The 10,511-nt window shown below is 69.9% G+C and carries 12 protein-coding genes; all 12 read right to left on the reverse strand.

Annotated features, from left to right (window positions below; genetic code table 11):
• Positions 1–4 precede the first annotated feature (4 nt).
• Complete coding sequence (locus D0901_RS18080) at positions 5–1,888, reverse strand: V-type ATP synthase subunit A (protein WP_129141700.1); 1,884 nt, start codon at positions 1,886–1,888, stop codon at positions 5–7.
• On the reverse strand, positions 1,885–2,571 hold the full coding sequence (locus D0901_RS18085) for a hypothetical protein (protein ID WP_129141701.1): 687 nt from the start codon (positions 2,569–2,571) through the stop codon (positions 1,885–1,887). Before D0901_RS18085 ends, D0901_RS18080 begins: the two co-directional genes overlap by 4 nt.
• A 13-nt stretch (positions 2,572–2,584) precedes the next feature.
• Positions 2,585–3,259: a hypothetical protein gene (locus D0901_RS18090; RefSeq protein ID WP_129141702.1), complete on the reverse strand. Its 675-nt coding sequence runs from the start codon at positions 3,257–3,259 to the stop codon at positions 2,585–2,587.
• Positions 3,260–3,267: 8 nt separating this feature from the next.
• A complete protein-coding gene (locus D0901_RS18095; protein WP_129141703.1) occupies positions 3,268–3,714 on the reverse strand; it encodes an ATP synthase subunit C in 447 nt (148 codons plus the stop codon).
• Positions 3,702–5,501 carry a V-type ATP synthase subunit I gene (locus D0901_RS18100; protein WP_129141704.1) on the reverse strand — a complete coding sequence of 600 codons (1,800 nt, stop codon included), beginning with the start codon at positions 5,499–5,501 and terminating at the stop codon, positions 3,702–3,704. Before D0901_RS18100 ends, D0901_RS18095 begins: the two co-directional genes overlap by 13 nt.
• Entirely contained in the window at positions 5,498–6,115 is a 618-nt protein-coding gene (locus tag D0901_RS18105) for a V-type ATP synthase subunit D (RefSeq protein ID WP_129141705.1), read from the reverse strand. Before D0901_RS18105 ends, D0901_RS18100 begins: the two co-directional genes overlap by 4 nt.
• Positions 6,072–7,448, reverse strand: a complete 1,377-nt coding sequence (locus D0901_RS18110; protein ID WP_129141706.1) for a V-type ATP synthase subunit B — start codon at positions 7,446–7,448, stop codon at positions 6,072–6,074. The genes D0901_RS18105 and D0901_RS18110 overlap by 44 nt, the downstream gene beginning before the upstream one ends.
• A 307-nt stretch (positions 7,449–7,755) precedes the next feature.
• The gene (locus D0901_RS18115; RefSeq protein WP_129141707.1) at positions 7,756–8,388 is read right to left on the reverse strand and encodes a peroxiredoxin; all 633 of its coding nucleotides are present in this window, start codon (positions 8,386–8,388) and stop codon (positions 7,756–7,758) included.
• Between the two features lie 123 nt (positions 8,389–8,511).
• A complete protein-coding gene (locus D0901_RS18120) occupies positions 8,512–9,054 on the reverse strand; it encodes a ferritin-like domain-containing protein (protein WP_129141708.1) in 543 nt (180 codons plus the stop codon).
• Positions 9,055–9,117: 63 nt separating this feature from the next.
• The gene (locus D0901_RS18125) at positions 9,118–9,573 is read right to left on the reverse strand and encodes a GNAT family N-acetyltransferase (protein WP_162500911.1); all 456 of its coding nucleotides are present in this window, start codon (positions 9,571–9,573) and stop codon (positions 9,118–9,120) included.
• 62 nt (positions 9,574–9,635) lie between these two features.
• Positions 9,636–10,133 carry a C40 family peptidase gene (locus D0901_RS18130; protein ID WP_129141709.1) on the reverse strand — a complete coding sequence of 166 codons (498 nt, stop codon included), beginning with the start codon at positions 10,131–10,133 and terminating at the stop codon, positions 9,636–9,638.
• Positions 10,130–10,444: a ribbon-helix-helix domain-containing protein gene (locus tag D0901_RS18135; protein ID WP_129141710.1), complete on the reverse strand. Its 315-nt coding sequence runs from the start codon at positions 10,442–10,444 to the stop codon at positions 10,130–10,132. The genes D0901_RS18130 and D0901_RS18135 overlap by 4 nt, the downstream gene beginning before the upstream one ends.
• Between the last annotated feature and the right edge of the window lie 67 nt (positions 10,445–10,511).

The following is a 10,511-nucleotide window of genomic DNA, read 5'->3' on the forward strand; positions in this document are numbered from 1 at the left end:
CGCCTCAGGTCGCCCCCTGCTGCCCCTCCTCGGCGGCGGGGGCCGTCGCGTGCTGCGTGCCGGCGTCGCCCGCGATCAGCGCCTCGATGCGCGTGCGGTACTGGCGGTAGGCGTCGCTGTCGGTGGCGGTCCCGTTCAGGTTGTGAAACAGGTCGGCGAAGCGCGTGAAGGTCGCGCGGATCGCTGCCTTGTCGGCGAAGGGCCCGTCCATCGCCGTCACCCGGTCGAGCAGGTCGAGCGCCGCCTTCTGGCGCGCCAGCGGGGTCGAGACGTCGACCGGGTCGAAGGCGTCCTGCTGCAGATAGGCCTGATCCACCAGCGCGGCCTTCTGGTGGGTCAGGTAATCGGCGTCGCTGACGCCCTCCTCGCCGGTGACCTGCATCATCCGCTGGATCGCGTCGCCGGCGTGGAGCAGGCGCTGCAGGCGCTCGACGCGGCCGGGCCAGTCGTCGCCCAGCTCGCGGCGATACCAGGGGGCCAGTTGATCGCGGTAGCGCGACCAGGAGATCAGCGGATCGACGGCGGGGTAATAGCGCTTGTAGGCGCGGTCGTAGCTCAGCCCCAGGAAGGTCTTGACGGTATTGAGCGTGCCCTGGGTGACCGGCTCCTCGAAGTTGCCGCCGGCCGGCGAGACGGTGCCGATCAGCGTCAGGCTGCCGGTGGACTCGGCGTCGAGGCGCACGACGCCGGCGCGTTCGTAGAGCTGGCGGATCGACGATTCCAGATAGGCGGGAAAGGCCTCCTCGCCGGGGATCTCCTCGAGCCGCCCGGACGTCTCGCGCATCGCCTGGGCCCAGCGCGAGGTGGAGTCGGCGATCAGCAGCACGTCGTAGCCCATCTGGCGGTAGTACTCGCCCAGGGTGATGCCGGTGTGGATCGACGCCTCGCGGGCGGCCACCGGCATCGACGAGGTGTTGCAGATGATGATCGTGCGGTCCATCAGCGTGCCGCCGGTGCGCGGGTCGGCGAGCTGGGGGAATTCGTTGATCGTCTCGACCACTTCGCCGGCGCGCTCGCCGCAGGCGACGACGATCACGATATCGACGTCCGAGTAGCGCGAGATCAGGTTCTGCAGCACCGTCTTGCCGGCGCCGAAGGGGCCCGGGATGCAGGCGGTGCCGCCCCGGGCGATGGGAAAGAGCGTGTCGATCAGGCGCAGGGTGGTGATCAGTGGGGCGTCGGGGTACTCGCGGCGGACCCGGCCGGTCCTTTCCAGCGGGGCGGCCAGCGGCCGGCGGATCGGCCAGCGCTGGGCCAGCGTCAGGGGGTGTTCCCTGCCGTGCTCGTCGGTGAGCCGGGCGACCACGGTCTCGACATCGACGCTGCCCGCCTGGACCCAGGCGACCCGGTAACGGCCCGGCCAGTCGAAGGGCACGAAGAGGCGGTGCGTGAAACGCCCTTCCGCCACCGTGCCCAGGGTATCGCCGGCGCTCACGTTATCGCCGCTGCGCACCCGTGGCTCGAAGGCCCAGTGCTGGTCGCGGTCCAGGGCGGGGACGTCGAGGCCGCGCTGCAGGAAACGCCCGCTGAGCGCCTCGAGGCGCGGCAACGGGTTCTGCAGGCCGTCGAAGACCTGGCCGAGCAGGCCGGGGCCGAGGGTCACCGCCAATTGCTCGCCGCTCTGGATCACCGCATCGCCGATGCCGACCCCGGCGATATCCTCGTAGACCTGGGCGTCGGCCTCGCTGCCGCGCACCCGCAGCACCTCGGCCTTGAGGCGGGTCTCGGTCTGCCCCGGGTCGGGCGGCGGGCAGAGATAGACCACCTCGTTCTTGATCCAGCCGCCCCGGGCCGGGTCATCGAGGGCCAGGGTCACCACGTCGTCGTTGATGGCCACCACGTGGGCACTGGGTACCGCCGTGGCAGGGGTGTCGGGCGCTGCGGTCATGCAAAGGCCTCCAGGGTGCTGTCGAGGTCGGGCGGCGTGACGAGGGCCTCGCGAAAGCGCTGCCTGGCCCCCGGGCCGTCCTGCCGGCAACGGCGTTCGATCAGCCACCAGCGGAACAGGTAGTGCGCCACGGCCTCGAGGCCGTAAGGCGTCGCGGGGCGGTGGCGGGCGAGGTAGTCCCAGCCCAGCTCCAACTGGGTGGTCTCGACGGCGAGGCTGTCGCCGGCCTGGACCTGGTCGGCGAGCGGCGTCAGCCAGGGGTAGCGGGTCGCCAGGGCGAAGGTCGGGTGCTGCCAGGCATCGCGCAGTCGGCGGCCGACCCGCGGCGCCGCCGACAGCGCGCCCGCCTCGGTCTGGCCGTCGCGGCGCGCGCGCAGGGCGGCGGTGAGCACGTCGAGCGTCAGCCACCAGACGAGCCAGTCGGCCAGCGGCGCGAGGCCCAGCTCGGCCAGCAGGTCGCGGGCCTCGCCGAGCAGTGCCGCGTCATCGTGCCAACCGCTGCCGCGATACGGTCGGGCGACCGCCTCCACGCGTGCCAGCAGGGCCCGGTCACGGGCCTCGAGCAGGGTCAGGCGCTGCTCGAGGCGGACCCGCGAGATCGGCGGCCGCTCCCAGTGAAACGGCGGGCGCAGATGCGGCAGCGAACACAGCAGGGTCACATAGCGGTAGGCGTCTCGGGACATGCCGGGCTCCGTGTCAGGCGACCACGCCTTCGAGCAGGGCGCGAAAGCGCGGCTGCAGATGGCGCAGCAGCAGGGCGGCCAGCGCCTGGTCGCTGAGGTCGACATGCACGCGGCCGTCGTCGAGCACGAAATGCACGCCGGCGTCCACGTCGGGGTCGCCGCGCAGGGTGATGCCGCGCGCGAGCATCGCCCGGGCGACCTGAGCGAGCAAGTCGGGCAGCGCGCCCTCGTGCAGGGCCTGCGGGTCGTCGCGCAGTTCCGCCAGGCCGATCACCCGCTCGGGCAGCAACGCCTCGCCCTCGGTATCGTCGGGGACGGCGCTGCGCGTGGCCGCCGCCTGCAGCAGGCGCGCCAGGACGTCGGGCGTGTCGAGTGCCTCGCGCACCAGGCTCTGCAGCTCGCTGGCGAATTGCTGGCTGAAGGTGTCGCGGGCGGTCAGGCAGAGGTCGCGGTAGGCCAGGGTGAGCGCCTGGCGGCCGCCCTCGCGCAACTGCTCGGCCTCGGCGTTGGCCTCCCGGGTGATGCGTTCGGCTTCCTCGCGGGCTTGGGCGAGCAGCCAGTCGGCGCGTTGCTCGGCGTCCTCGACCAGGCGCGCGGCTTCCTGGCGCCCCGCCTCGACGCCCTGTTCGCGCAGGGTATCGAGCAGCGTCTGGACGCCGTGCTGGTTGGCGGTGGATGCAGGATTCATGGCGTTCCTCACTGCGGCAGGGCGCCGCTCAGCACCAGGGCGAAGACGAAGGCGAACACCGCGAAGCCTTCGACGATCGCCGAGGGCGCGAGCGACAGGCCGAAGATCTCCGGCTTGTTCTTGGACGCCTCGATGGCGCTGACCAGGGCGCGCCCCTGATAGACGGAGTTGAACAGCATCGCCAGCCCGGCCAGCAGGCCCACCGCCGCCAGTCCCGGAGCGTTGGCGAGACTCACCTCGCGGTTGAGCGAGAACATGATGACGATGCCGAAGATCGACTGGGTGGACGGCATCGCCGCCAGGCCGATGTACTTGCCGTAGCCGCTCTCGACGTCGAGCAGCGCGCCCGCCGCGGCCTGCCCGGCCAGGGTGCAGCCGATCGAACTGCCGATCGCGCCCAGCGCCACCGGGGCATAGATGCCCAGCCAGCCGAGCGCCAGTATCACTTGATCCACGTCGATTCCTCCTGATTGGCGAATGCCTGATACGGTCGTCCCTCGCCGGTAACGCCCCAGCGCAGGAACTCGATGAGATTGAGGCGCAGCCCGTGCACCACCCCGCCCATCAGGGCCAGGGCGAAGTTGAGCGCATGGCCGAGCAGCAGGATCAGCACGAACAGCAGCGGCCCGGCGCCGGCCACGGCATCGCGGACGTCGACGGCCAGTTGATTGAAGGTGACCGCCAGCGAGGCGCTGGCCAGGCCCAGGGCGAACAGCCGCATGTAGCTCAGGGCGTGGCCGAAGGCCTGGGTCACCGAGCCCAGCGCGGTGAGGCCGGCGATCAGCCGCTGCAGGGCCGGGCGCCAGCCGTCGATGCGCGGCGTGACCCGGGTGAACAGCAGCACCAGAACGGCGCCCAGGATCAGCCCGACCAGCCAGGGCAGGCGCGGCGCCTGGGTCGGCAGGGACAGCCACAGGGCGAAACCGCTGGCCAGCATGAGAATCCAGCCCCCATTGCTCAGCGCCCGCCGGCGCGGCCGGGCATGACGGGCCGCGAGGGCGTTGCCGGCGATCAGGTGGCAGACGCCGATGGTGATCGACAGGCGCATCATGCCGCCGAAGTCGTCCATCGACATGACGGCCAGCCCCGCCGCCCAGCTGTGCGCCGGCGGCGCGAGCCCGAAATAGCTGCCCACCAGCACCCCGTAGAGCAGGCCGCCGGCGCTCATCGCCAGGCCCAGCCGACCCAGCCGGCGGCCGGTGCGTGAGCGTTTCCAGCGCGGCCGAGCGAGCGCCACCAGGGCGCCGAACACCAGCGCGTAGCCGGCGTCGGCGAGGATGATGGCGAAGAACAGCGCGAACGAGAGCCCCACCATCGCCGAGGGGTCGGCGCTGCGATAGCCGGGAAGCTGGAAGAACTTGACCGCCTCCTCGCCGCCGGCCAGCCACTCGGGATTGTCGAGCAGCACCGGCGGCTCCTCGTCGTCCGCCGGGGGGCGCTCGAGCAGGGCCACCTCGCCGCTCTCGTCGAGCGCGACCAGTGCCGGGAGACGTTCCCGCGGGACCCAGCCGTGGATCACGAACAGCGCTTCCGCCGTGTCGTCGCTGGCGCGCATGATGCGCAGCAGCTCGGCGGTGTCGGCGGCCTGCGCGACGTGGCCGGCGAGGGTGACGATCCAGCGGGTCAGCATGAAGCGTTCGGCGTCGAGATCCTCGAGTTCGCTGCGCGCCGTCTCGATGGCGGCATCGACCGCCGTCAGCGACCGCGAGCCGGTGTGCGACCGCGCGAAGGGCACCTGCTCGCCGGTCGGCTCCTCGGGCGCGATCACCACCAGATAGAGTTCGCGATGGTCGCGGTTGACCACCTGCCAGGGCAGGTCGAGGGCCTCGAGCAGGCGGTGCTTGCCCAGCGGTACCCGGTAGAACCACAGGCGCTGTCCGCCCAGGGCCTCGAGCGGCGGGAAGTGGAAGTCCCCCCAGGGCGCGAGGGCGCGCCGATGGCGGCGCAGCAGGGTGAGACGGTCGATGAGATCCTCGCGCCGCCGGCGATTGGTGTGAATCGTCTCGAGCAGCTCGCCCAGCCCTGGCGTGTCGGCCGGGCGTTGCAGGCGGCGGCGATGCGGGCAGGCGAGCAGGTACGTCAACGCCTGGTGAAGCTCCAGCGACTCGCGCCGGTCCGCGGCCTCGGGCACGGCCGGCGCATCGACGTGCATCACGCCCAGCGCCTGCAGTCGGCGCAGCGTCTCGCGCTTGCGATCGACCAGGCCGATCAGGGTGACTCGCTGCATGGCGACGATACTCATGCGCCCTCCTCGCGTCGCTCGGCGGCCTGACGCTTGCGCTTGGCCAGCTTGGCGCGCACCACGCTGGCGCGTTCCTGGTCGGCGAGATACAGCTCGATGCGCGCGATGGCCGACTCGGCCTGGGGGATCATCACCTTCTCGAACAGGTTGACCCGCTGGGTCACGGTGCGCGCGGCGGCGTCGAGAATCGCCAGGCGCCGGGTCGCGATGCGTTGTGCCACCTCGAGGCGCAGGCGCTGCTCCAGGCGCTCGAGCACGCCGTCCATCCAGTGCGGCTGGACCAGTCGCGGGTAGGCGGCGCGCTCGATGGCGAGCTCGGCGAGCACCGGCAGGCGCACGCCGACCCGGTTCTCGTCGCCCAGGCGCAGGGTGGCGATGCGCAGCGGTGCCTCCAGGACGACGTCGTCGTCGGCGAGCATCGGCAACGCCTCGCCGACCTCGGCCTCGAGGGCGTCGATCTCGGCGCGTTGCGCGGCCAGTTGCGCGGCGGTCTGCTGGCGTTCGGCGAGCAGCGTGCGACGCTTCATCTCCAGCGACGGCAGAAAGCGCTTGTAGAGGTCGCGCTGGCGCTCAAGGCGACTCAGCGCGCTCTTGTTGAGCGTGGCTTGCGACATGAGCGGGCCAGTAGGTGTCCTTGAGCGATTGCTTGATGATCACGTCGTCGGCGTCGAAGCATTCGGCGAGCAGGGCCCAGCCGTCGTCCAGCGCCGTCTCCAGGGGTTTCTGGACCTCGAGCGTCATGAAGCGCTCGCGGAAGGCGGTGGCGAAGCGCATCAGGCGGCGGTCGTGCGCCGAGAGCTCGAAGGCCATCGCCTGTTTCTGCTCGGCCTCCACGCCCTCGGCGTAGTAGCGGATCATGGTGTTCATCAGCGCGCCGTGATCCTCGCGGGTCTGCTTGCCGATGACGTGCTGCTTGAGGCGCGACAGCGAGCCGAATGGGTCGAGTTCACCGTCGTGCAGGTAGAACTGGCCCTCGGTGATGTAGCCGGTGTTGTCGGGGACCGGGTGGGTGACGTCGTTGCCCGGCATGGTGGTCACCGAGAGGATGGTCACCGAGCCGGCGCCGCGGAAGTCGCAGGCCTTTTCGTAGCGGCGCGCCAGCTGCGAGTAGAGATCGCCCATGTAGCCGCGATTGGAGGGGATGTGCTCCATGGCGATGCCCAGTTCCTTGAGGGCATCGGCGAAGGCGGTCATGTCGGTCATCAGCACCAGCACGCGCTTGCCGGCCTCGACCGCCAGCCGTTCGGCCACCGCCAGGGCGAGGTCGGGGATCAGCGTGCGTTCGACCACCGGGTCGGAGGCCAGGTTGGCGAACATCACCGTGCGCGCGAGGATGCCGGCGTCCTCGAAGGTCTTCCGGAAGGTGTGGAAGTCATCGAAGATCAGGCCCATCCCGGCGAAGATCACCACGTCGGCATCGGCCTGGATGCCGATGCGTGCCAGCAGGGCGTTGTAGGGTTCGCCGGGCACCGAGAAGATGGGGATCTTCTGGCTCTCCACCAGGCAGTTGAAGACATCGATCATGGGGATGTCGGTGCGGATCATCCGCGAGGCGAGGATCCGCGACATGGGGTTGACGGTGGGGCCGGCGATGGCGATGCGCGGATCGTCGGCGAGACCGGGCCCGCCATCGATGGGCCGCCCGGCGCCATTGAAGACCCGCCCGTAGATGTTGTCCGAATAGATGGCGCGCAGCATCTCGCCGAGAAAGCGCACGCTGGCCCGGTTGGACAGCCCCTGGGTGCCGGCGAACACCTGCAGCGAGGCGGTGTCGCGCGTCAGCCGCACCACCTGGGCCAACGAGAAGGCCCGGCCGTCCTGCTCGAGCAGCGCCAGCTCGCGATTGCGGGGCGAGAGTCCCATGCGCCGGGCCGCGGCCACGTCGATCTCGACGATGTCGCCGACGATCGCGGTGATGCCCGTGAAGGCGATGATCGACTCCGTCATGTCTCGCTCCCCCGCGGCGTGGCCGCCTCACTGAACGTTGCCGGGCCTGCTCGGCCTGACCCGGGTTCAGGATACTGCGCCGCAGCGTCATCCCCAACGTCGACGGCGGTGCGGCCATTACGCACGGCGAAACATGCAAGACTTTGTTTTGTAGGTAATTTTATCGACGGGAAAGGCGGGTGGAGCGCTCGGCGGCCGGTGAGCCGGCTAATAAAGCGCCTGACTCTTGATATGGATCAAGCGTCGTCGGGGGCGAAAACGGCGGCGGGAGAGAAGAGTCCCGGCCGGCGGCCGGGACGCGGGGGGCTCACTTGTCGAGCTTGACCATGCGCAGATAGGGCTTCTTCTCGTCCCAGCCCTGGGGGAAGAGTTCCTTGGCCTGCTCGTTGGACACTGACGGCACGATGATGCAGTCGTCGCCTTCGTTCCAGTTGACCGGCGTCGCCACCTTCTGGTCGTCGGTGAGCTGCAGGCTGTCGATCACCCGCAGGATCTCGCTGAAGTTGCGCCCGGTGCTGGCCGGATAGGTGATGGTCAGGCGGATCTTCTTGTTGGGGTCGATGATGAACACGCTACGCACCGTCAGGGTGTCGTTGGCGTTGGGGTGAATCATGTCGTAGAGCGTGCTGACCTTGCGGTCGCTGTCGGCGAGCAGCGGGAAGTTGAGGCCATGGCCCTGGGTTTCCTGGATATCGCCGGCCCAGGCCTTGTGGTCCTCGAGCGGGTCCACCGACAGGCCGATCGCCTTGGCGTTGCGCTTCTCGAACTCCGGCTTCAGCCGCGAGACTTCGCCGAGCTCGGTGGTGCAGACCGGGGTGAAGTCCTTGGGATGCGAGAACAGCACGACCCAGTTGTCGCCGGCCCACTCGTGGAAGTGGATCGTGCCCTCGGTGCTTTCCTGAGTGAAATCCGGGGCGGTATCGCCAAGATGCAGTGCCATTGGTGCAACCTCCTTAAAAGACCGGTGGGAGACCCGCGCCCTGGTGGCGCGAGGCTCGGACGGGGTGTGTCTCGCCCGATGATGACATCGGGGCGCCGCGCGCGGGAAACAACCCCCGGCGGATCAGCGGTTATCGAGGCCCTCGAGCAACCCGGCCATGTCGTCGGCGTGTTCCTCTTCCTGGGCGAGGATGTCCTCCATGATGCGCCGCGAGGTCGGGTCCTTGTCGCCGAGATAGGTGGCGATCTCGCGATAGCTGTCGATGGCGATGCGCTCGGCGATCAGGTCCTCCTTGATCATCTCGCGCAGCGAGTCGCCCTCGATGTACTCGGCGTGAGCGCGGGTCAGCAGGCCCTCGGGCGAGAAGTTGGGCGCGCCGCCGAGCTGGACGATGCGTTCGGCCAGCCAGTCGGCGTGCTGCTGTTCCTGCTGGGCATGCTCGAGGAACTCGTTGGCGGCGATGTTCGCGCTCAGGCCGTCGGCCATGTAGTAATGGCGCTTGTAGCGCAGGGTGCAGACGATCTCGGTGGCCAGCGCCTCGTTGAGCAACTGGATGACGTTCTCCCGGTCGGCGGTGTAACCCTCGGTGACGGCGCCGCGCTCGATGTGTTCGCGGGCGCGCTGGCGAATCGTCTGGATGTCGGTCAGAAACGGTTGATCAGCCACGGTGAAGACTCCTTTTCTCGGCTCGGTCGATGACCATCCTTGAGCGTAGATCATTCCGCGCGGTCAGTCGGCGGCCGGGCGGTGGTAACGAATTTCCTCCAGCCGGGTGCCGCCGAGTTCGAAGGGTTGTCGCGATGCCGGTTCCGCCACGAAGCCCGCGCGCTCGTAGAAACGCCTGCCACGGCGATTGTCGGCGATCGCCCACAGGCTGATGGCGGTATAGCCGCGGGAGCGGATGTGGCGCTGCGCGGCGAGCCACAATCGGCGGCCCACGCCGGTCGACCAGTGCTCCGGGGCGATGTAGAAGGCCTGGATCTCGGCGCGATCGTCGGGGGCGTCTGCGTCGCGTGACGCGCCGACGGCGATGAAGCCCAGCACCCGGCCCGCGTGGCACGCCTGCAACAGGTGGGCGTCGCCGCCGGCGAGCCGTTCCCGCCAGCGGTTCTCGCTGTCGTCGACCGAGAGGGCGTCCAGGTAAGCGGCGGGCAGCAGGTCGGCGTAGGCGTGGCGCCATGCCACGACGTGCACCTCGGCGATAGCGCGGCAGTCCTCGCGGGTGGCGGACTCGATGCGCAGGCCGTTCAGGGCGCCGGCCCCGCGGCGCCCAGGTAGTGCTCGCGCCAGTAGTCGAGATCCAGCGAGGTGGTGGTGACCTCGCGGCCGCGCCCCGGGGCGTGGATCATCCGCTGCCGGCCCAGATAGATGCCGACATGAGTGGCCCGCGATCCCGAGCCGAAGAACAGCAGGTCCCCGGGGCGGGCGGCGTCGCGTTCCGGCAGGCGTTCGTACTGCTGCTCGGCGGTACGCGGCACCGGGATCCCCGCGGTGCGGTAGGTCATCTGCACCAGGCCCGAACAGTCGACGCCGTCGGGCGAGTCGCCGCCATAGACGTAGGGGATGCCCAGCGCCTGACGGGCATTGGCGAGGATCATCGCCCGCTCGATCGACAGCGGCGCCCGGCCGCCGTTCTCCAGGTCGGCCATGCGCATCTGCGGACCGGCACAGCCGGCGAGCCACAGCGTCATCAGCAGGACGCTACCGGCCCGGAGCCGGCGCCAGGGGCGAGCCGATCCCGTCATGCGCGTTGCCGGGCGGCCGGGTTGTCGGTGCGGCCTTGCGCGTCGGCATTGCCGCGAAGATGCAGGTGCACGGCGCAGGCGACGCGCAACAGCGAGGCCAGGTTGGGCACCGCGCCGCGCTCGGCGATGACCTCGTCGTGCAGCTGGCTGATGAAGCGGGCGGTCGACAGGTCCTGCTCGGCGGCCAGGCCATCGAGGATCTCCCAGAACTCGTTTTCCAGGCGCACGCTGGTCACGCAGCCCTGGAGGCGCACCGACCGCGTGGTGCTCTCGTAGCGTTGCGGATCGGTGGAGGCATAGACATGGCACATCGTCGGCGTCTCTTGCGGCAGGTCCTGTTTCTAAATTAGCCGGGGTTCGGGGTCCAGGCCAAGCCAC

Origin of the sequence: Modicisalibacter coralii, from assembly GCF_004117855.1 — a bacterium.
Taxonomy (GTDB): Bacteria; Pseudomonadota; Gammaproteobacteria; order Pseudomonadales; family Halomonadaceae; genus Modicisalibacter; species Modicisalibacter coralii.

Bases quoted from the DNA above. Each gene is read 5' to 3' on its own strand.
- D0901_RS18080 (WP_129141700.1), bottom strand. From the start codon at position 1,888: ATGACCGCAGCGCCCGACACCCCTGCCACGGCGGTACCCAGTGCCCAC.
- D0901_RS18085 (WP_129141701.1), bottom strand. From the start codon at position 2,571: ATGTCCCGAGACGCCTACCGCTATGTGACCCTGCTGTGTTCGCTGCCG.
- D0901_RS18090 (WP_129141702.1), bottom strand. From the start codon at position 3,259: ATGAATCCTGCATCCACCGCCAACCAGCACGGCGTCCAGACGCTGCTC.
- D0901_RS18100 (WP_129141704.1), bottom strand. From the start codon at position 5,501: ATGAGTATCGTCGCCATGCAGCGAGTCACCCTGATCGGCCTGGTCGAT.
- D0901_RS18105 (WP_129141705.1), bottom strand. From the start codon at position 6,115: ATGTCGCAAGCCACGCTCAACAAGAGCGCGCTGAGTCGCCTTGAGCGC.
- D0901_RS18110 (WP_129141706.1), bottom strand. From the start codon at position 7,448: ATGACGGAGTCGATCATCGCCTTCACGGGCATCACCGCGATCGTCGGC.
- D0901_RS18115 (WP_129141707.1), bottom strand. From the start codon at position 8,388: ATGGCACTGCATCTTGGCGATACCGCCCCGGATTTCACTCAGGAAAGC.
- D0901_RS18130 (WP_129141709.1), bottom strand. From the start codon at position 10,133: ATGACGGGATCGGCTCGCCCCTGGCGCCGGCTCCGGGCCGGTAGCGTC.
- D0901_RS18135 (WP_129141710.1), bottom strand. From the start codon at position 10,444: ATGTGCCATGTCTATGCCTCCACCGATCCGCAACGCTACGAGAGCACC.